Below are 19583 nucleotides of genomic sequence, written 5' to 3'. Positions count from 1 at the left end.
CTCCGTTCTACACATGATTTCTTGGATCTGCAGCGTCTGAGAAGGCATTGCCTACCAGATAAAAAGTGATGGTAATAAGAGATACGATCACCGCCGGGAACACAAGAAGGTATGGATACTGAAGGAAATAGTTTCTGGCATTTCTTAAAAGAATACCTAAAGAAGGCGTATTTACATCCAGTCCCAGGCCCAGATAGGACAGTGTGGACTCAAGAGCAATGGTCTGTGGAATGGACAGGGCCAGACGAAGAATTACCACACTGATCAGATATGGGAAAATGTTCTTAAGCAGAATTCTCCATACGGGAGTACCCAGACATCTGGAAGCCAGATTATATTCCCGGTCACGGTACATGAGCACCAGGTTCCGCACGTTTCTTGCCATTACCAGCCAGCCGAAGGCAATCATGGCAAGAGCCATATTGCGGAAGCTCTGTCCAAAGACAAGAGCTGCCAGGGTCATGTAAATGATGATCGGAATATTATTGATCACATTGTAAATCTCAGTAAAGATACGGTCAAGTCTCCGTACATATCCCCATATGCAGCCGATGATCACGCCGATCACGCACTCTCCTGCCGCAACGATCAGGGCCAGCTTAATGGAAACCTGAGCCGCATACCATACCTGGCACCAGTAGTCACGCCCCAGGTTGTCAGTACCAAACCAGAATTCTCCGTTTGGACTTGTAAAAGCCAGCGCCGGATCTGCCATGATCTGGGCCTCAGAATAGTTGTACTTTCCAATGCTCAGTGCAATAAAGGAAAAAATCACAAGAGCAAAGAAGACACCCGCCATGACAACGGCGGATTTCTTCTTGAAAAAGTTCTGAAAAACAGACTTCCAATAGGAGTAATCTGAATAGCCGATCCGCTCTGCCGCTTCTGCGGAATATTCCACAAACCGGAATTTATCCTTTTGTGTATCATTGTTCATCAACGGCTGCCTCCTTTGTCTGTCAGTTTAATTCTCGGATCCAGGATCATCATGAGGACGTCTCCCAGGAATACGCCGATAATACCGAGAGCGGCGTAGATAATAACCAGTGTCTGCACAACATTTAAGTCGTAGCGTGTAATGGCGTCTGTCAGCAGAGGTCCCATACCCGGAACAGAGAAGAAACGCTCTACCAGAAGGGAACCGCTGATCGTTAAAAGAAATGACGCCGGAATGTACTGTACCAGAGGAACAAATGCATTCTTCAAAACATGCTTTACCATAATGTTTTTAGAAGACATTCCCTTGATCCTGGCAAGCTTGATATAATCCTTGTTCAGCTCATCTACCATATATCGTCTTGTCCACAGCGCATAGTGAGCAATGGAGGTCAGTGCAAGACACACAATCGGAAGAATACTGGATCGCGTAGCGTTTCTGGTAGAATACAGCGCTGGAAGATGAAGTACATTAGCGCCGAAGGCCAGTACCAGAGAATAGGATACCAGCGGCGGAACAGCATTTACAAACACCGTGTAAGCCGTTCCCACATGATCCAGGATACGATCCTTATTTCTGGACTGGATAATACCCATGGTCACACCGATCAAAAGGGCGATCACCAGGGCAATGCAGCCCAGACGCATGGATACGGAAAATTTGGTTCCGATCACCTTAAGAACAGAAGCGCCGTTCTGAATTCTGCGGGATGTACCAAAGTCAAACCGCAGAAGCTGCCCATAAAAACGGCCCAGCTGCTGTTCCATCGGATCGAGCAGGCCGGCTGCCTCCAGCTGCGCATTCTTCTGCTCTTCCGTAAGCTTCATCACCTGATCCTCTGTAAAGTAATAATCAGTTGGAAGCATACGCATGAGCAGGAACACGATAGTAGCGACAACCAGCACTGTAATCAGGGACTGAAGCAGTCGTTTGGCGGTATATTTTACCATGTATTATTTCGCCTCAGCTGCTGCCTGGAATTCCTTGTACTGCTCTGTAGTATAGGCGTCTACAGATGTTTCCCAGTTCTTATAAGTATAGTTCTGAGCGCCGTACATAGCGTTCATCTTGGAGTAATCGTTGATCTTGGTCAGCTGCCACTGGATCTCATACTCCATAGGAATGGTCAGGGCGTGCTGTAAGAGATAAACCTCCGCATCTGCGTACGCGTCATAGCGCTTGTCAGGATCGTCATAGATTGCGCCTGCGGCCTCTGCCAGAGCGGAGAACTCCTTGTAGGTTGCGATCAGATCCTCATCGGTTGCATTGTTGATTCTGGAGTAATTATTGGAGTAGTAAGCAGCGTCATAGCCGTAGCGCTCCTGATCGATAAAGTTTGCAGGATCGCCGTAGTCAGCTCCCCATCCATTGATATAGAAGGAACCCAGACCAGGCTGTACAACCTCCTTTGTCATACTGGAAACGAAGGTTTTGATGTTTAAGTTCACATATTCTGCACCCAGGCACTCTGCAAAAGTCTGCTTTAATACAGTTGCCTTATCAAGAGCATTCTGATCGCCTGCGATGATATAGTAGTCCATCTCTACAGGGAAGGATACGCCCTTAGCGGACAGTTCTTCCATTGCCTGCTTCTTGTACTCCTCTGCCTTTGCAGCATCGAAACGTCTCGGATTCTCGCCGTCAGAAGGTGCGATTTCCATCTTCTCCTCTACTTTTGCAGCATAATCAGTTCCGTCAGAGTAGTACAGAAGTCCCTTCATGGTATAGCCCACGTTCTCACAGTGAAGAGGTTCGATAAAGTTGGTTCTGGACCAGTAGTTTCTCAGATCCAATCCGTAGTAAATGGAGAGACGGAAAGCTTCGTTTGCCACTGCCTTGTTCCAGTTTTCATCCGGAGTACCGTCATCCTTGAACTTGTCATAGTTAAGGTGCATCTGGTAAGAGTACTTTTTCGGTCTTGTCTCACTCAGATATGGCTTCCACTCATTGCTGTCATCATTATAAATGGTTCTTAAATCAGCCTCAGCCAGAGCGATATTATCAAGTTCTCCGTTCTGCCACAACTGATATAACTGGGTACCATCTACCATACGGACAGTAACTGTATCAAACAGCTTTGCGTCCTTATCAAAGTAATTTTCATTCCTTGTAAGGATTTTTTCGTTGTTCATGGTAAAGGTTGTCTCAAAATAAGGACCTGTATACCACATGGTCTCATTGGTCATACCATTTACGTTATCTACACCCAGTTCATCGATCAGAGCCTGAGATACAGGGTACATACATGCAGATGTACATACCGTATCAAAGTAAGGAGCGTTGAGCGCACAATGATAGATCAGCGTGTAGTCATCCGGAGCCTCGATCCCTACCATCTCCAGCATCTTTGTTGTGTCAAGAGCCTTAGCCTCTTCCGGAGAAAGCTCTTTGGTGTAGTTGTAGTAATCCTCAGCACCCTTGATCAGCGCCAGAGGCATGGATGTATTCTGGGAACCGTTCTTGTGGAAATTTAATACCCACTCCATAGCGGTGATCCAGTCCTGAGCGGTACAGTCAGCCTTTACATTGCCGTTGATATCAACCCACTTAACATCATCTCTTAACTTAAAGGTCCAGGTAAGACCGCCATCTTCTGTTCCCCACTCCTTAGCGACTGCAGGTCTTAATTTTCCGTTCTCATCCACCTCAAGAAGAGGAGCGTAGAGGTTACAGAGTACATTCAAGTCAGCCGCCTTCTCTGTATTCAAAACAAAAAATCCTTCCTGCTCTCTCTTTGGATTTTCATATGTTACCAGATCCTTGATCGCATCCTTACCGCTCTCTGCTGCCTGAGTGCTGCTGTCAGCCCCGTTTTCACTGTTTTCTGTGCTCTGTCCGCTTCCCCCGCAGGCTGTAAGTGCCATTGCTGCTGTAAGCATAAGAGCTGCCATCTTTGCCGCCTTTTTTCTCATAGTGCATATTCTCCTTTCATAGATAAAAGACAAGGAGCCGTGTTCAAAAACTGTCAAAAACAGTATGACCCTCTGCCATCTAGTGATGTATTTTACCATCAAATACCGCCTTGTGTCAAGCACTGGCGTACATTTGACCGCCCACTATTTACCATCGCAGACATTTTAACGAAAACCACCCTATTTTTACCATTTTTGTTGTTCTTTTACCACAATAATCGAATAATACCCTGCCTGATCCGGAATTTGCTCTGTTCCTCTGAAAATCATTTCATTTTCCATGCCGCAGTTTTCCACCATAACTGCCCCTGCCTTCTGTTCCAGCAGCGTTTTTTTCACCGTATCCATTTTAGAGGCTGCTTTCATAAGTACCTTTGTGCCGGAAAGGGACAGAGTCTCCTCCACTCCGTAAGCAGAAGGAACGATATGAAGCTGCTCAGACCGATCCGCGAGGCTGTCTCCGAGACGGGCGCTGGCCGCACAAAAGGAGGGAACGCCGCTTATGATCTGTGTTTCGTAGCCTCTGGCCTTTATGATACGGTGAAGATAAATATAGGTGCTGTATATTGTAGGATCGCCCAGGGTCAGGCAGGCTACGTCCTTTCCTGCTTTTAACTGCTCCTCTACCAGATCTGCGGCCTGCTCATAGGCTGCGTTTAAAACCTTCCTGTCCTTTGTCATGGGAACTGCGAGAGAAAGACACGCCTTTTGATCCAGCTCAGGCAGAAGCCCTTTGGCAATCTGGTAACTCACTGCCTGCTCTCTTGTCCGGGCAGGGACAGCCAGAACCTCACATTTTTTTATAGTGTCTGCCGCAAGAAAGGTCATAAGCCTTGGATCTCCCGGTCCTACGCCTACGCCGTATAAAATTCCATGCATAAATAATCATTCTTCCTTTCTCTTGTTTTTATTCTTTTAAAAAGAAATCCGGGAAGCACATCCGCCTCCCGGATTTCTTTTTAATGTCTGTGCATAGAGAACTGATCCATGGGATATTTCTTCAGATTTTCCAGAATTCTTCTGTCATCTGCCTCTCCGATCAGCTGGTCTCTGGCCTTCTTTGCCTCTGTCTCACCCTTATGCTTGCTGGGGCCGCCGACACAGCCCCCTGCGCAGACCATGCCCTCAACAAAGTCCTCAGGCAGACGGCCTACCTTCATGAGAAGAAGCGCCTTTTTACACTCGGCTCCTCCATTGCAGCGAAGTACCTTTGCGTCAAAGTTTTCTTCGCTCTCCTTCATGCACTCTACAACAGCCGCCGTTACGCCTCCGCCGTTTCCAAAACGCTTTCCGAATACAGAGCCTTCCTGATACTCGTTCGTTGCGGGCTGCAGCTCTACACCCTTGGCGCGCATCATGGCGCGGATCTCGCCAAAGGTCATAACATAATCTGCATTTCCCTCAATATTCAGATCCAGGCTCTCACTCTTTTTCGCAATACACGGGCCAATAAATACAGTCACTACATCATGATCCTGGCTCTTTAACAGTCTGGATACGGCGCACATAGGTGATACGGTAGTTGACATATTGTCAAGAAGCATAGGGAAATGCTGCTTGATCATATTTACAAATGCGGGGCAGCAGGATGTAGTCATCTTCTTGCCCTCTTTGTAGGCCTCTGCCCACTCCTCTGCCTCATAAGCTGCCGTCATGTCGCCGCCCAGAGCCACTTCAACCATGTCTGCAAAGCCCATCTGCTTTAAGGCCACGCGCCAGCTCTCCATGGTGATATCCGATCCGAACTGTCCTTCCGTCGCGGGCGCCACCATGGCGACTACCTTCTTGCCTGCCTTGATCAGACGGATCACATCTACCATAAAGGTCTTGGAACCAATAGCTCCAAATGGGCAGCTGTGGATACAGGCGCCGCACTGGATACACTTCTTTTCATCGATCACACAGATGCCATACTCGTCATATGTGATCGCATCTACCGGACAGACCTTTTTGCATGGGCGCTCCAGATGGGCGATCGCATTATAAGGACAGGCCTGTGCGCACTTGCCGCACTCCTTGCACTTATTTGGATCAATATAGGCATGGTCGTGACCCATGGTGATGGCTCCAAAATTACAGGAATTCTGGCAGGCCTTTCCCATACACTTGCGGCAGTTATCTGTGACAATATAGGACGCAATGGGACACTCCTCGCAGGCTGCGTTAATGACCTGAACCACATTGGAACTGTCTCTTCCTGTAGGGCACTTGCCTTCTGCCAGACGGACTCTCTGCTTGATGATCTCACGCTCCTTGTAAATACAGCAGCGGTAGCTGGCCTGAGGGCCCGGAATCATATCATAGGGGATCTCATCCCTTTTTTCCTCCAGATTTCCCTCCCATGCAGCTTTCGCGACCTCATAGAGCACGTCATGTTTCAGGCGCAGGATCGTTGCATCATTTGTTACCATTTTTCATTTCCTCCATTCATAATCCCGGACGCCTGTTCTAAGCGTCCAGACAGCAAATATATATCTTGGAAGGCCCAAAGGGCCCATTGCCAACTTAATAATAGGTGATAACCACCTTTTTTCCCATATCCTCGATCAGATGGCGCAGCTGCTCCACCAGATTCTGGCGGATTCCCAGATCAAAAGGAAGACCCGGATTCTGATAGGCACTGTTGATGGCCTTTCCCACATACAGATGAACCTCCGTACAATCCTCGATCAGGATCTTTGCCACCATGGAGCCGCCATTGGGCTTATCCAGTTCCTCAAAAAAATCCTCCGATACGGTTTCATTCTTTACATACCGCCGCAAAAGCTGCAGCACACGGTTCAGCGTAAGGACGCCTTCTGTCACCAGATCTACCCCGTCCATATAGGCAATGGGCGGAATCTCCGGATCCACATAGTCCAGCGATACATCCAGCTTCCGGTTCAGAACCCGTGACACAATGGTAGCGCTGGTGCCGCCGCATACAATGGTCGCGGCATTGGGATCGGACATAAAATCCTCTACCATGGCTGTATCATCCTCTGGATTTCGGGCCGGACCAGTCATCAGATGAACCGGCTTGCTGTTTATGATGCGCATACAGGCCACTGTGGTATCGTCTCCCGGATGAAACTGGTACAGCTCATCACAGGCACGGCTGATGGATGCAGCCAGACGCATGGCGGAAACGGTGATCTGATACTGGCGCACCGCATAGTCCGCTATATCCTTCCACAGCCAGCCAAAGTTTAAAAGATCACCAACTCCCGCATGAATGGTGCCGTCGCTCATAAGGATTAAAGCGTCTCCCTTCTGCACCTTAAAACGGTATTCATTGATCCGTTTTCCCTGAAGTTCCCGGATGTTCTGGGGAATTTCCATCAGTTTTCCGTCCCGGATAAAAATGCAGCCCGGATTGTCATACTCTACCAGATAGGCGTCTCCATTATGGAAAACCTGCAAAATGCTGAAGGTAGAGTAGGCCACCTGGCGCACCTGGCAGATGGGAAGGGTCTCACTGATGGTATCCACACATTCCTCCAGGGTAGCTCCGTTTAAAAACATGGTTCCCAGGATTTTTGAGGTAAGAGTAGATAAAATATTGGCCTTGACCCCGCTTCCCATACCGTCGGCCAGAATCATAATGTTGGAATCCTCTGTCTGAAGGATTTCCACCTTGTCGCCGCAGAGGATCTCACTGTATTTGTTCAGGCTTTTGTAAGCAACATCTACCGTTATCTCCATACGCTACCTCCCAAAGCCCGGAGACTTGGGCCGGATGCTCCCCAGATGGACATAGCCTGCCGGCTTTTCTGCCGTTTCTGAGCTGTCCGCCTTGGAGGCGGATGCTCCCGATGCTCCCGGCCGTATACCCGGCGCTCCCGAAATGACAGCCTGTGCTCCTGCCTGCCTTGGAGAGCCGCCTCCCAGGGAATCCCTTGTCATCACACCGCTTAGTGGAACCGCCCCGCTTCCTATATGGACATTTTCCAAAGGCGGTTCCATTTCATCCTCCTCATGGAGAGAGGAATCATCTAACAGAGAACGGCACAGTTTGCTTAAGGTAGTTTTGGTTTCCGCTGTCGTTTCTCCCAGAAGGCCTGCAATCTCCTGAGCCACCATCATCTGCTTGTGGATTACCTTCTGAGCCAGATCAATAGTTTCCAGCTTCTTCTCATAATCCTCCTGAGCCAGTTCCTCCTCACGGGTGATATCAATAAAGGTAGCAAGCACTGCATTTTCCTTTTCTATGTATACAATGTTCTGGAGTGTGGACAAATGGTACTCCGGATAGCTGACCCGCTTTCCATGGATATTCTGATGGGTGTCGAATACCCACTGGAAATCCACCGGATCAATAAATTCATACAGATACATCTCAAGCGCCTCTGAGCGCGTCTTTCCAAAGTATTTCTCTCCCACATCGGAATACTCTAAAATCCGCATATCCGGCCCTACAATGAGCACAATATTAGGAGAAGTTTCCATTACCAGATTAGACATGGATTCCGCCTTTTCATGCATATAGGGAATGCACATAGAAACCTCTGCCTTGTGCTGGAATACGGCGATCGCCTTTTCCCGACAGGTAGGATAACCGCAGGCTCCGCAGTTTAACTCATCCTCTGGCTTAAATTTATTCGTCATGCGCAGGATCTGGCGGATCTGCTCCTCCGTCGGCATAGGATCTTTGGGCGAACGGTCTAAAAACTCCTTTCTGAAAGAAACTGCCTCAACCGCATGCTCCATCTGGGAACGGTCGGCCGGCTCTCTGCAGATCCGTTCCTCCATATCCAGCTTTACTTTAAATCGTGAAATAAACTCCTCATCATCCACCGTCGGCCCCTTAATACAGCCGCCGGCGCACATATTCATTTCAATAAAACACCCTTTGATCTCTCCCCTGGCCATGCTCCTGCACAGGTCAATACAGTTTGTCTCCCCATGGACATAGAACTTGCGGTAGCCGTCTCCCCTGCTTTCTTCCTCAGCCAGTACCGAATTTACCACTCCGTTTGTAACAGGATACAGGCGGTTTACCTTGGGATCAAAGGCCGTAAAGGGCATATCCTCACAATCCTCAATGGAAATTTCCTCCTGATCCAGCCATTTTTTCATATCCCGGAAATTCAAGACCGCATCAATGCAGTTATCATGGCGAGGATCGTTTGCCTCCTTCTTTTTTGCAATACAGGGGCCTAAAAATACTATCTTCACCTCACGCCCCAGTTCTTCCTTTAAAATGCGTCCGTGGGCGATCATGGGAGATACCACCGGCGCAAGGTATTTTACCAGCTCCGGATAGTAAATCTCGATCAGGTCATTGACACTGGGGCAGCAGGTGGTAATGATATTTTCCATCTGATGCTCCTTAAGCAGTCTGGCATACTCTGCCGTCACATAGGCAGCGCCCTCGGATGTTTCCCTCACATCCTCAAACCCCAGACGGATCAGTGCCCCACGGACCTGGCCGATGGTCTTATATTTTAACAGACCCATATAAGAGGGTGCAATGGAAACCACTACCCTCTCGCCGGCTGCGATCCAGCCCTTCACCAGCTCCAGATCGCTTCTGAGCGTCTTTGCAGACTGCGGACATATCTTCAGGCAGTGGCCACAGAGAATACATTTATCAGGCATGATCACGGCTCGTCCATCCTTGACCTGGATGGCCTTTACCTCGCAGTAGCGGACGCATTTATAGCAGTGCTTACATTTTGTGGCCTTGAAATCAATGATTTCCATGCCCATAATCACAGTCTCCCTTTGATCTCGTTTTCAAAAAACGCTTCTGTGTCCTCCGGCTTCAATGAATATAACTCTCCGTCCACAGTCACACATACGCCGTGGTCGCAGTTTCCGGAGCAGAAAGCTCCGTTTAAGTCAACCTGTTCCGACAGGCCGTTTTCATTTACAAGCTTCTGAAGCTTTTCAATAATCTCTCTGGAACCCTTTAAATGGCAGGCGCTTCCAATACATATTGTTACTTTCATTTTCACTTCACCCTCCGTTATTCGTTTCACTCTGTCTGTATGTTCTTTATCCTTTATACAGGGGTCTCCCCACATGTAATGCCATTATCTCATATTGTCATATTTTTATCAATAATATTTCTGCAAAAACAAAGGTTTTCCGATGGAAAAGTGTGGTATACTGGATATATTTCAAACGATATGCCTGCCGGACAGAACCGCCCGGCAAAGCCAAATGGAGGAATCAGAAAATGGAACAAAAGACAGGACTTGTGCTGGAAGGCGGCGGAATGCGCGGGATCTATACAGCCGGCGTGCTGGATCTCTTTATGGATCAGGGAGTAACCTTTGACGGAGTGATCGGAGTATCCGCAGGAGCCATCCACGGCTGCAGCTTTCTTTCCGGACAGCGCGGGCGGAACATCCGATATTATAAAAAATACTGCCAGGATCCTCGCTTTATGAGCGTTAGAAACCTTATCCTCACCGGAGACATCGCAGGAGAACGGTTCTGCTACCACACGCTGCCGGAAAAGCTGGATCCTTATGACTATACAGCCTTTAACAATAATCCGGCCGAATTTTATGTAGGCTGCAGCAATGTAGAAACAGGAAAACCGGAGTATCTGCATCTGACCGACATGAAACAGCAGATCGACTATCTGCGGGCCTCTGCATCACTGCCTCTGGTATCAAAAATCGTACATGCCGGAGGGAAAAAGCTGCTAGACGGCGGCTGTACGGACAGCATCCCGGTAAAAGCCTTTATGGAGCTTGGATACCCAAGGAATGTTGTTGTCCTTACCCGCCACAGGGGTTACCGGAAAAAAGCAGAGGGAACCCGGCTTACCGAACTGTGCTACCGCCATTATCCAGCCTTTGTAAAAACCATTAAAAACCGGCCATCCGTGTACAACCGGACGCTGGATGAGATCGAGTCTCTGGAAAACAGCGGCCAGGCCTTTGTGATCCGCCCCAGCAGGCCTCTTACCATCGGACGAATGGAAAAGGATCCGCAAAAACTTCAGCTTGTTTACGAGCTTGGGTATCAGGACGCAGCCAGATGCCTTTTAGACCTTTTATCCTGGAAACAGGGACCGGCCAGATGACCGGTTCCTGTTTCCATTCAGAAGTTTACCTGCTGCAAATTCTAATTGCAGCCGCCGCTGTCTCTTCCGCAGCAGCTTCCTTCTCTTTCACAGGTGCTCCCCTCTCTGCCATTCCGGCCCCAGACAGCATCATTCCAGCCCTGCCAGTACCCCCAGTTCCAGCCGTCGCGGTATCCCTGACGGTATGCCCGGCGTTCCCTATCCGCTGCCTGTGTTCCGCCGCAGCCGCAGGAACCGGTCGTTCCGGTACCGCCGGACTCCGTATTGCAGTTTCGGCAGCCGCAGCAGCAGCCGGAAATCCTGCATCCGCAGCCGCATCTGTTTTGGCATCCGCAGCCACATCTGTTTTGACATCCACAGCCAGAACCATTTCCATTCTGTTCTGCATTTCTGCATCCATTATTACAACAGCATAAAAGACAACACATAATCTCTACTCTCCTTTTTTAATTGGTTGTACCATATCATATGGGACAGTGAGACAAAGTGTTCCTGCGCAAAAACCGTCACCTGTTATGTATCTCTTCATAAAATAATAAAGAAAGAATAAAAAGGAGATTTCAAACAATGGAAGCATATATGGATGCAAAAGCTTCGACCTGCAGCTGCGGATGCGGATGCAGAAGCCGTGTCGTTCCCGGCGTATCAGACAGACCGGCCGCACAGCCGGAATATTCCGGACCATCCCCCCAGATGTGGCCCGGATGGGATATGAATCAGTCCCTTCCTTATGGGGAAGCCGGATATCCCCAGACAGGATATCCTCAGATAGGAACAAATATGAATCAGGGAAGTACCGTATGGCCCATCGTGAACTGCCCGGATACCACAGCCGGTTATCTGGAGCAGCATCACCCCGTAGCTATGGCCTATGTACCGTGGCAGCAGTGGCAGACTGCCTATGCGCCTGAACGCGGCCTCATGCAGGGAACCATCTTCCCTGACCTGGATCTTCCATTTAATTACGGGAGGTGCGGACGATGACAGAACATCTTCAGAACCCATCAAGAGGAGCCATGCTCCAGGCAGTAAACCAGACCAGCTTTGCCGTGGTGGAGGCCAATCTCTATCTGGACACTCATCCCTGTGATATGGAAGCTCTCTCCTATCTCAATCAGATGATGGAAGCCTACAAAAACGCAAAAGCCGCCTATGAGGCCCAGTTTGGCCCCTTAAATGCGGGCAATGTGACTGAAAATGCCTACTGGACCTGGGTCAGTGATCCCTGGCCATGGGAAGGAGGGAATTTATAATGTGGATTTATGAAAAACGTCTCCAGTTTCCGGTAAATATTAAGGAGCCGAATGCCAAACTGGCACAATTTATTTTAAGTCAATACGGCGGCCCCGACGGCGAGATGGGCGCATCCATGCGCTATCTGTCCCAGCGCTACGCCATGCCTTATAAAGAAGGCAAGGCTGTTTTGACCGATATCGGCACAGAGGAACTAGCACATCTGGAAATGATCGCCGCCATTGTCCATCAGCTGACCCGGAACCTCACAGCCGAGCAGCTGGTAGAACAGGGCTTCGGACCCTATTATATTGACCATGCCACCGGAATCTGGCCTCAGGCCGCAGGCGGCATTCCCTTTAATGCCTGCGAATTCCAGTCCAAGGGCGATGTGATCACAGACCTTCATGAAGATATGGCAGCAGAACAAAAAGCCCGGAGTACCTATGACAACATCCTCCGGGTAGTAACAGACTATGACGTATGCGAACCTATCAAGTTCCTGAGAGAACGTGAGATCGTCCATTACCAGCGGTTCGGTGAAACCCTCCGAATCACCCAGGAAAAACTGGACAGCCGCAATTTCTATGCCTTTAATCCGGCCTTTGATCCGGATCAGGCGCCCCAGCCCCGATAAGCAGCCCTTAATCCAGCTGTATCCGGACTCCGCCAAGGAGCTTTACGTCTTCCTCCTGATGGGTTGTGATCAGGAGGAAGCGGTTCCGGCGGTTTTCCAGAATATAGCGGATCACCTCCAGCTTAAGGGCCTCATCAAGCCCGGTAAAGGGTTCATCCATTACAAGCATATGGGAAGGCGCAAGAACGGCCCGCAGGATGGCGGTGCGCCGCTTCATCCCTCCGCTCAAGGTGGACACGGGGCGGGTAAGGCATTCTTTAGGAAGTAAGCAGGTCATGGCCTGGGCCAGTTTTTCTTCCTTCCATTTTTCTTTTAATGCCATCTGCACATTTTCCATAGGGGAAAAGGAAGGACAGAGACGATCCTCCTGAAAAACTGCAGAAATCCTCAAAGGCCACCCAGGCCCATCCTGAGTAAAAATCCTTCCGCTGTCAGCCGTTTCAAGCCCCATGAGGATCCGAAGAAAGGTTGTTTTTCCTGAGCCTGAGGGCGACATCAGGCAATAACAGGCATCCTGCTCCAGCGTCAGGCTCAGATCCCGAAGGACCTGCAGTTCTCCGTATTTTTTAGAAAGATGCTCGATGCAAAGCTTCATACAACCTCCTCATCAGTGGCGTACCCGCATAAGCAGGCTCAGAAAAAAGCGCTCAAAGACAGCGCTGATCACAATAATGGCAAAGGTCCAGGCAAACAGGCCCGCTGTATCCAGATAGAGCTTGGAATAGTAGAGCTGCTCTCCGATCGACGCCTGAGGTATGCCGATCACCTCTGCCGCAACTCCTGATTTCCAGCTCATCCCAAGAGCCGTACGGCAGCTGCTTAAAAGATAGGGGTGAACGGCCGGAATATATATATATCGAAGGCGTTTGAAAAAGGAAAACGAAAAAACTCGGCTCATTTCCAAAAGCTCCCTGTCCGTATGTTCCAGACCGGTCAGCGTTCCCGTATAGATCATAGGGATCACAACCAGAAATGAAATAAACACGGACAGGCCGTCAGAGCCGATCCAGATCAGTGCCAGGATCACAAAGGAGGCCACGGGAACGGAACGGATCAGCAGCATGGGAGGTTCCAGAAGATCCTTTACAAAGGAACAGGCGTAACTGGCCCACCCCAGGAGAATCCCCAGAACAAAAGCCATGAGAAAGCCGGCGCTGATCTTAAAAAATGAATGAAGCAGCGTCTGCCAGAAGGAAACTTCCGGTAAAAGCTGCCAAAGGGCCCCAAGCATATCGAAGGGCCCCACAAAAATCACATCATTCTGGATGGCTAAGTGGGCGGCCTGCCAGAGAACCGCCCAGAAAAGCCATATCATATATGTTTTTAAACGCGAAGATATTTTCATGTTTTTCATTATGGCAGATAGTAGAAGTCATCTCCGGGAAGCGTTCCGCCGATGGACTTGGCATCCTGTCCGGAAAGCACCTCCAGATAGCCGGAAAGGGCCTGTTTCATTTCTTCACCGGTAATGCATACAATATTGCAGAGAGGCATCGCTTTCTGGGCCATAGCAGCCTTTTCTACGATTCCAATATCAGCTACCAGCTGTGCGGCCTTTTCAGGCTCAGCAGATGTATACTCCGCAGATTCTGCATGATCCTTTAAAAACTGCTCCACAGCAGCCTCATGCTCCTCTAAAAATCCGGTGCGGACAATGGTAACTCCCGTAATCATCCGGCTGTTTCCTTCCTTATTTAAAAGATCCCACTGCTCGGTCAGATCCATCACTGTTTTCAGCTCCGGATTCTGCATACAGGCCGCTGAAGCAAAGGGCTGAGGGAGCACGCCGATGGCAGACGGATCTTCCTTTAATATAGAAGCAACCTCTGCAGCCTCGGATTTAAACTCCATGGTTACATCCCCGGAGCCAAGGCCGTTTTCAGCCAGAAGATAATTCATGGCAAATTCCGGCGTGGTTCCTTTTCCTGTCATATATACGGTTTTACCCTTCAAATCTTCCATTGTGGAAATGGAATCATCCGAAGCCACTACATACAAAACTCCCAGTGTATTGATATCAATGACCTTTACCTGCCCCTGCGTCTTATTGTAAAGCACGCTGGCTACATTGGCAGGCACCAGCGCAATATCCAGGCTTCCGTTTGCAATATTTCCTACCAGCTCATCTGCCTTCCCTGCCATGGTAAATTCATATGTATTGGCAGTTTCCATCAGATAGGCCAGTCCCATAGAGGTAGGTCCCTTTAAGGAGCCCACACGGACAGCGGATGCGCCGGAACCTTCCTTCTCCTCTTCTGAAACCGCCTCAGAACCGGTCTCTGCCCCGGTATTTTCTGCCTCAGTGGATTCTGCCTCTGAATGTTCCGTTTCCTCTGGAACCTCCTGAGAAGCTGCCTTGGAAGAAGCGGAAGGAGCCGCGTTATCGCCGGATGCGCCGCAGCCGGTTACAGCGAAGGCTGCTGCAGTTAAGAGTGCAGTCAATACAGAAATTTGTTTTTTCACAGTACATTCTCCTCTCCGGCACCCTCTGGATGCCATCCCTTACTATAGCACATTTTTTCCTGTTTTTCCATTCTCACCGCCGGAAAAACAGAATCGACCCCAGCGTTCGAACAACTCAAATCCATAAAAACGGACGGCCCTCAACGGGATTCCGTCCGTTTTTCTTATTTTCTTAAATACTCATTTTTCCCCTGGATCATTTATGCGCCTGCCTGAATACCGGTCTTTCCCACGCTCTTTTCCCGAACCTCCTTTTTCCGAAACAGCTCACGACCGGAGGTATACACGATGATCACACCGAGAACCATTAAAAGAGCGGCAATGATCAGCTGCAGTCCCTCTACCATAAATACGGCGCTTCCTGCGCCAAAAGCATGAACAAGTGCAATGGAACGCTCAATTAAAGCGGTAAAGGTAACGCAGAGCATGATAATAAGCGGAGGGAACAGCGTTCTGTTTTCTCTGCCCGTAACCTTTAAAAAGACGCACAGCGTAATGAGAACCAGAGCACTCAAAAGCTGATTGGCGCTTCCAAAAAGAGGCCAGATATTGGAATATCCGATTTTTGTCAGGATAAAGCCGCAGGCTAATGTGATCATAGTTGCAAAATATTTATTGCATACCACCTGCCTCCAGTGCTCCGCCTGTTCCATATCATCTGTACTGAACAGCTCCTGAAAGGACATACGGCCGATTCTTGCAACGGAATCAAGGCTTGTAAGAGCCAGAGCTGATACACACATGGTCATAAAGCACTGGGCTACATACATAGGGATTCCAAACATTTCCAGAAATCCTGCCACACCGGCTGAAAAGATCTGGAAGGGAGTACCCACAGCAGGCGTTCCGTCTGCTCCTGCAGCAGCGCCTGCCACACACAGGGCCAAAACTGCCAGAAGACTTTCCAGAACCATTGCTCCATATCCCACTTTCAGCATATCCTTTTCATTGGAAATGGTCTTGGATGAAGTTCCTGATGATACCAGGCTGTGAAATCCGGATACAGCTCCGCAGGCTACCGTAACAAACAGAATAGGAAACATATCTCCCATGGATGCATTTTTAAAGCCTGTGTATGCAGGGAGGTTCATGGACGGATGCGCCACTGCCAGACCCGCCGCAGCACCAATGATCATGCCGGCAAACATAAAGGTTGTCATATAATCCCTGGGCTGCATCAGAAGCCACATGGGGAGCACGGCTGCCATGAAGATATATGCAAAGGTCAGATAGGACCAGGTATCCTTTCCTGCTGCCAGCGGAAATGCCATTCCAATCCCAAGAGCAGCCGCCGTACAGGCCAGTCCCGCTGCCGTTTTCTTCCAGCCCTTTAACTGTAGTTTTTTCTGGATCACTCCAAATATCATCGCAAATACAATAAACAGAAGGGAAATACTTCCTGCCGCTCCATTGGTCTGTGCGGCCGGAGAAAGAACTGCCGCTCCGTCAGCCACGGTATATGCGTTAAACGTACCTGCCACCATATCTGCAAAAGCTGCGATTACGATCAGGGTAAAAAGCCAGCAAAATAAAAGAAACAGTTTTCTCCCTGTCTTTCCAATATACCGCTCGATCAGAAGCCCCATGGACTTTCCTTCATTCTTTACACTGGCATACAGTGCTCCGAAATCCGTAACTGCTCCAAAGAAAATGCCTCCCAGGATCACCCACAAAAGCACGGGCAGCCATCCAAAAGCAGCGGCCTGGATCGCTCCGGTCACAGGGCCGGCCCCCGCAATGGATGAAAACTGGTGGGCGAATACCGTCCATCCGTCTGTAGGCACATAATCCTGTCCGTCTTCCAGTGCACAGGCAGGCGTTTTGGCCTTGGGATCTATGCCCCATTTTTCTGCCAGCCAACGGCCATACAGGGTATATCCCGCCAAAAGACATACCGCTGCGATCATTACAATTACAAGTGTGTTCATACTCTTATCTCCTTCCTTCTGGAATAACTGTCATTATAATCCCTTTTATTCGGAAGTCAATCAGATAGAACATACCGTATTTTCATATTTTTTATTCTTTCAGGTTATGTTTGTGCCATAATCTCATAACTGCCAGACATATTTCTGCCAGACCGGAAATACCATTCCAGCCCCAGGCTAGCTGCCATGGCGCGGTCCACACCGCCCATCTGCCGCCGGTCCAGGTGCCCTATGTATTCCTTTAAGCGGCTGCGGTCAATGGTGCGGATCTGCTCTGTAAGCACCGTAGAATCCTGTTTTAATCCGCACAATGTCTTATCCAGGCTTACATGGGTAGGAATCGCCGCCTTGGTGGTTCGGCTGGTAATGGCAGCTACGATCACCGTCGGGCTGTGGCGGTTTCCCGTGTCATTCTGGATGACTAAAACCGGCCGGATCCCTCCCTGCTCCGATCCCCTGACCGGTGAAAGGTCTGCATAAAAGAGGTCTCCCCGGATCACCGGGCGGTACGTCTGTCTATTTCCATTCCAGTCTGAATTTCGTTCCATGGCTTGTCTCCTTATTTTGAGTTTCATCACTTCATTCATACACTCATAGGATTCCCAATTCCGGAGATTTCAAACATTTCCTGAAAAAAACATGAAAAAGCCCCATCCTCAGAGGACAAGGCCATTCATTTTCCTTTATTCTGTTTTGCTTTAAAACCGCTTGATTTTTCCTGCGGCTGTTCGTTCAAAAGGTACTTCTCTCACGATCAGCCTGGCAATGCGCTTATAGACAGGCATAGACCCATTCAGGCGGTCAACCAGCTCCTGAAGAAGCGGCTCTGGCTCTGTAATCGTATGCTTTTCCATATATTCCGGATCCGGGAAGATCTCTGCCTCGATGACCTTCTCATGCTCGCGCACCAGAATCTCTTTTACCAGATCATTGCGTCCCAGCTCATTTTCCAGCTCCTCAGGAGATACATTTTCCCCGTTTGCAAGGATGATCAGGTTCTTTCTGCGGCCGGTAAGGAATACAAAACGATCCTCGTCCACATAGCCTAAGTCTCCTGTCTTTAACCAGCCGTCCTCCAGAGCGGCAGCCGTTTCCTCAGGCATCTTGTAATATCCCTGCATCACGCTGCTTCCCCGTACCCAGAGCTCGTAATCCACGGTCTTTGCCTCGCAGTTTGGCAGAAGCTTTCCTACGGATCCGATCTTATTTTCCCACTCCAGATTGGTGCTGATCACAGGAGAACACTCCGTCATGCCGTATCCCTGAAGAATGGTGATGCCAAACTCCTTAAAAAGACGGATACAGTCCGGATCGAGGTAAGCGCCTCCGCTGCAGATGGTCTTAAGCTTTCCGCCGAATATGGCCGCTGCAGCCTGTTCCTTTGGAACAGACGGATCGATCTCCTTTAATTTTCCTGCCAGCGATTCGATGATCATAGGCACCAAAAGCACGATTTCCGGCTGGAACAGCTTTAAATTTCTCTGGAACCGCATGATCGAATCATTGATGCAGATGATCATTCCAATGGAAATGCCCTTTATAATGTCCATGGTCAGACAGTACACATGGTTAATGGGAAGAACGGTCAGGGATACGGTTCCCTGAGGGATCTTCATATCCAGACACAGGGCATTGTCCGCCAGATTCCGGTGGGTCAGCATAACGCCCTTGCTCTTTCCTGTGGTTCCTGAGGTAAAGAGAATGGTACACAGATCCTCCGGCTTTACCTCACAGTAAAATTCTCCCCGGTATGCCTCTAAAAGCTCAGGCAGAGACTGGATGGAAAGAAACTCACGGATCTTTGGACAGGAAGAAGCGGCAGCCTCTGCCACATCCGTCCTCACCTCATCAAACACCAGCATTTCCACATCTGCCCGGTTTAGGAGTTCACAGACTGCCTCTGCAGGAAGCTGTACATCAATGGGAACTGCCACACTTTTACTGTTTGCCGCGCCAAAATATGAAGTGATCCATCCATAGCTGGTAGGGCCGATGACAGCAATATGCTTTCCTCTCATCCCCTTTTCTTCCAGCATACGGCCAAAGGCCATGGTATCCCTGTACAGATCTTCATAGGTCTTTTCCTCAAGCTCCCGCTTTACCTTATAGCGGAACGCGGTCTGGCTGCCGTAAGAATCAGCCGCCCGGCTTATGATCTCCTGTAATGTATTTGCTTCCATTCCTTCTCCTTCCTCTTTCCCGCCTCAGATAGCCTGCTGCAGGGACTGGATATACTCCATGGCGTCCTTTACTGTCTTTACATTGACCACTTCCCGCTCGTCCACTTCAACGTCCCAGTGCTCCTCGATCTCTCCGACCATACTCATAAAATCATAGGAATTAAAGCCCAAGTCCTCCACAAAACGGGAATCCTCCCGGATTTCTCCCGGTTCTACATCTACATACTCACAGATCATCTCTTTTAACTCTTCAAACATATCCTTTTTCTCCC

20 protein-coding genes are annotated in these 19583 nt (G+C 49.3%); 4 read left to right on the top strand and 16 right to left on the bottom strand.

The genetic code is table 11. The features are described 5' to 3' along the window. Nucleotides 1-7 precede the first annotated feature (7 nt). The 8 genes from oppC to ACZM6M_RS14020 form a co-directional block, all read right to left on the bottom strand. Nucleotides 8-937, bottom strand: a complete 930-nt coding sequence (gene oppC, locus ACZM6M_RS14055; protein WP_489490508.1) for an oligopeptide ABC transporter permease OppC — start codon at nt 935-937, stop codon at nt 8-10. Continuing rightward, the gene (locus tag ACZM6M_RS14050) at nt 937-1887 is read right to left on the bottom strand and encodes an ABC transporter permease (protein WP_489490507.1); all 951 of its coding nucleotides are present in this window, start codon (nt 1885-1887) and stop codon (nt 937-939) included. Before ACZM6M_RS14050 ends, oppC begins: the two co-directional genes overlap by 1 nt. 3 nt (nt 1888-1890) lie before the next feature. Then, nucleotides 1891-3849, bottom strand: a complete 1959-nt coding sequence (locus tag ACZM6M_RS14045) for an ABC transporter substrate-binding protein (RefSeq protein ID WP_489490506.1) — start codon at nt 3847-3849, stop codon at nt 1891-1893. Between the two features lie 186 nt (nt 3850-4035). Next, nucleotides 4036-4728, bottom strand: coding sequence for a precorrin-2 C(20)-methyltransferase (gene cobI, locus ACZM6M_RS14040; RefSeq protein WP_484074468.1), 693 nt, complete (start codon nt 4726-4728; stop codon nt 4036-4038). A gap of 80 nt (nt 4729-4808) precedes the next feature. Next, the gene (locus ACZM6M_RS14035) at nt 4809-6260 is read right to left on the bottom strand and encodes a 4Fe-4S dicluster domain-containing protein (protein WP_489490505.1); all 1452 of its coding nucleotides are present in this window, start codon (nt 6258-6260) and stop codon (nt 4809-4811) included. A 94-nt stretch (nt 6261-6354) separates the two neighbouring features. Next, nucleotides 6355-7533: a SpoIIE family protein phosphatase gene (locus tag ACZM6M_RS14030; RefSeq protein WP_337434046.1), complete on the bottom strand. Its 1179-nt coding sequence runs from the start codon at nt 7531-7533 to the stop codon at nt 6355-6357. 3 nt (nt 7534-7536) lie between these two features. Further along, nucleotides 7537-9540: a [Fe-Fe] hydrogenase large subunit C-terminal domain-containing protein gene (locus ACZM6M_RS14025; RefSeq protein WP_337434045.1), complete on the bottom strand. Its 2004-nt coding sequence runs from the start codon at nt 9538-9540 to the stop codon at nt 7537-7539. Nucleotides 9541-9542: 2 nt separating this feature from the next. Further along, complete coding sequence (locus ACZM6M_RS14020) at nt 9543-9782, bottom strand: (2Fe-2S) ferredoxin domain-containing protein (protein WP_066545236.1); 240 nt, start codon at nt 9780-9782, stop codon at nt 9543-9545. Between the two features lie 230 nt (nt 9783-10012). On the opposite strand from ACZM6M_RS14020, the gene ACZM6M_RS14015 reads away from it, so the two are divergent. Further along, nucleotides 10013-10870 carry a patatin-like phospholipase family protein gene (locus tag ACZM6M_RS14015; RefSeq protein ID WP_296038497.1) on the top strand — a complete coding sequence of 286 codons (858 nt, stop codon included), beginning with the start codon at nt 10013-10015 and terminating at the stop codon, nt 10868-10870. A 41-nt stretch (nt 10871-10911) separates the two neighbouring features. Here ACZM6M_RS14015 and ACZM6M_RS14010 read toward each other — a convergent pair whose 3' ends face one another. After that, entirely contained in the window at nt 10912-11298 is a 387-nt protein-coding gene (locus ACZM6M_RS14010; RefSeq protein ID WP_418763119.1) for a hypothetical protein, read from the bottom strand. A 139-nt stretch (nt 11299-11437) separates the two neighbouring features. Between ACZM6M_RS14010 and ACZM6M_RS14005 the strand changes: the two genes are divergently transcribed. From ACZM6M_RS14005 to ACZM6M_RS13995, 3 genes are read left to right on the top strand one after another with little or no spacing between them, the layout of a single operon-like run. Beyond that, on the top strand, nt 11438-11854 hold the full coding sequence (locus ACZM6M_RS14005) for a spore coat associated protein CotJA (RefSeq protein ID WP_066544181.1): 417 nt from the start codon (nt 11438-11440) through the stop codon (nt 11852-11854). Continuing rightward, the gene (locus ACZM6M_RS14000) at nt 11851-12123 is read left to right on the top strand and encodes a spore coat protein CotJB (RefSeq protein ID WP_066544183.1); all 273 of its coding nucleotides are present in this window, start codon (nt 11851-11853) and stop codon (nt 12121-12123) included. The genes ACZM6M_RS14005 and ACZM6M_RS14000 overlap by 4 nt, the downstream gene beginning before the upstream one ends. After that, nucleotides 12123-12740 (top strand): manganese catalase family protein, encoded by a 618-nt coding sequence (locus ACZM6M_RS13995; RefSeq protein ID WP_489490504.1) that lies wholly within the window; start codon nt 12123-12125, stop codon nt 12738-12740. Before ACZM6M_RS14000 ends, ACZM6M_RS13995 begins: the two co-directional genes overlap by 1 nt. Nucleotides 12741-12747: 7 nt before the next feature. Here the strand turns inward: ACZM6M_RS13995 and ACZM6M_RS13990 are convergent, their stop codons facing one another. From ACZM6M_RS13990 to ACZM6M_RS13960, 7 genes are all read right to left on the bottom strand, one after another. Then, nucleotides 12748-13335 (bottom strand): ABC transporter ATP-binding protein, encoded by a 588-nt coding sequence (locus tag ACZM6M_RS13990; protein ID WP_418494233.1) that lies wholly within the window; start codon nt 13333-13335, stop codon nt 12748-12750. Between the two features lie 12 nt (nt 13336-13347). Next, nucleotides 13348-14085: an ABC transporter permease gene (locus ACZM6M_RS13985; RefSeq protein WP_337434700.1), complete on the bottom strand. Its 738-nt coding sequence runs from the start codon at nt 14083-14085 to the stop codon at nt 13348-13350. Nucleotides 14086-14093: 8 nt separating this feature from the next. Further along, nucleotides 14094-15203: an ABC transporter substrate-binding protein gene (locus ACZM6M_RS13980; RefSeq protein ID WP_489490503.1), complete on the bottom strand. Its 1110-nt coding sequence runs from the start codon at nt 15201-15203 to the stop codon at nt 14094-14096. Between the two features lie 200 nt (nt 15204-15403). Continuing rightward, nucleotides 15404-17131: a carbon starvation CstA family protein gene (locus tag ACZM6M_RS13975; protein WP_337434698.1), complete on the bottom strand. Its 1728-nt coding sequence runs from the start codon at nt 17129-17131 to the stop codon at nt 15404-15406. A gap of 104 nt (nt 17132-17235) precedes the next feature. Further along, nucleotides 17236-17679 carry a type II toxin-antitoxin system PemK/MazF family toxin gene (locus ACZM6M_RS13970; protein ID WP_337434697.1) on the bottom strand — a complete coding sequence of 148 codons (444 nt, stop codon included), beginning with the start codon at nt 17677-17679 and terminating at the stop codon, nt 17236-17238. Nucleotides 17680-17829: 150 nt separating this feature from the next. Continuing rightward, a complete protein-coding gene (locus ACZM6M_RS13965) occupies nt 17830-19311 on the bottom strand; it encodes an AMP-binding protein (RefSeq protein WP_489490502.1) in 1482 nt (493 codons plus the stop codon). 24 nt (nt 19312-19335) lie between these two features. Beyond that, complete coding sequence (locus ACZM6M_RS13960) at nt 19336-19569, bottom strand: acyl carrier protein (protein ID WP_489490501.1); 234 nt, start codon at nt 19567-19569, stop codon at nt 19336-19338. Nucleotides 19570-19583: the final 14 nt, after the last annotated feature.

This window comes from Enterocloster sp. (assembly GCF_057861365.1).
This window is presented reverse-complemented; position numbering and strand designations above follow the sequence as displayed.

What these genes read in the sequence shown, in the direction of transcription:
- oppC (WP_489490508.1), bottom strand. Translation starts at nt 937, where the DNA reads ATGAACAATGATACACAAAAGGATAAATTCCGGTTTGTGGAATATTCC.
- ACZM6M_RS14050 (WP_489490507.1), bottom strand. Translation starts at nt 1,887, where the DNA reads ATGGTAAAATATACCGCCAAACGACTGCTTCAGTCCCTGATTACAGTG.
- ACZM6M_RS14045 (WP_489490506.1), bottom strand. Translation starts at nt 3,849, where the DNA reads ATGAGAAAAAAGGCGGCAAAGATGGCAGCTCTTATGCTTACAGCAGCA.
- cobI (WP_484074468.1), bottom strand. Translation starts at nt 4,728, where the DNA reads ATGCATGGAATTTTATACGGCGTAGGCGTAGGACCGGGAGATCCAAGG.
- ACZM6M_RS14035 (WP_489490505.1), bottom strand. Translation starts at nt 6,260, where the DNA reads ATGGTAACAAATGATGCAACGATCCTGCGCCTGAAACATGACGTGCTC.
- ACZM6M_RS14030 (WP_337434046.1), bottom strand. Translation starts at nt 7,533, where the DNA reads ATGGAGATAACGGTAGATGTTGCTTACAAAAGCCTGAACAAATACAGT.
- ACZM6M_RS14025 (WP_337434045.1), bottom strand. Translation starts at nt 9,540, where the DNA reads ATGGGCATGGAAATCATTGATTTCAAGGCCACAAAATGTAAGCACTGC.
- ACZM6M_RS14020 (WP_066545236.1), bottom strand. Translation starts at nt 9,782, where the DNA reads ATGAAAGTAACAATATGTATTGGAAGCGCCTGCCATTTAAAGGGTTCC.
- ACZM6M_RS14015 (WP_296038497.1), top strand. Translation starts at nt 10,013, where the DNA reads ATGGAACAAAAGACAGGACTTGTGCTGGAAGGCGGCGGAATGCGCGGG.
- ACZM6M_RS14010 (WP_418763119.1), bottom strand. Translation starts at nt 11,298, where the DNA reads ATGTGTTGTCTTTTATGCTGTTGTAATAATGGATGCAGAAATGCAGAA.
- ACZM6M_RS14005 (WP_066544181.1), top strand. Translation starts at nt 11,438, where the DNA reads ATGGAAGCATATATGGATGCAAAAGCTTCGACCTGCAGCTGCGGATGC.
- ACZM6M_RS14000 (WP_066544183.1), top strand. Translation starts at nt 11,851, where the DNA reads ATGACAGAACATCTTCAGAACCCATCAAGAGGAGCCATGCTCCAGGCA.
- ACZM6M_RS13995 (WP_489490504.1), top strand. Translation starts at nt 12,123, where the DNA reads ATGTGGATTTATGAAAAACGTCTCCAGTTTCCGGTAAATATTAAGGAG.
- ACZM6M_RS13990 (WP_418494233.1), bottom strand. Translation starts at nt 13,335, where the DNA reads ATGAAGCTTTGCATCGAGCATCTTTCTAAAAAATACGGAGAACTGCAG.
- ACZM6M_RS13985 (WP_337434700.1), bottom strand. Translation starts at nt 14,085, where the DNA reads ATGAAAATATCTTCGCGTTTAAAAACATATATGATATGGCTTTTCTGG.
- ACZM6M_RS13975 (WP_337434698.1), bottom strand. Translation starts at nt 17,131, where the DNA reads ATGAACACACTTGTAATTGTAATGATCGCAGCGGTATGTCTTTTGGCG.
- ACZM6M_RS13970 (WP_337434697.1), bottom strand. Translation starts at nt 17,679, where the DNA reads ATGGAACGAAATTCAGACTGGAATGGAAATAGACAGACGTACCGCCCG.
- ACZM6M_RS13965 (WP_489490502.1), bottom strand. Translation starts at nt 19,311, where the DNA reads ATGGAAGCAAATACATTACAGGAGATCATAAGCCGGGCGGCTGATTCT.
- ACZM6M_RS13960 (WP_489490501.1), bottom strand. Translation starts at nt 19,569, where the DNA reads ATGTTTGAAGAGTTAAAAGAGATGATCTGTGAGTATGTAGATGTAGAA.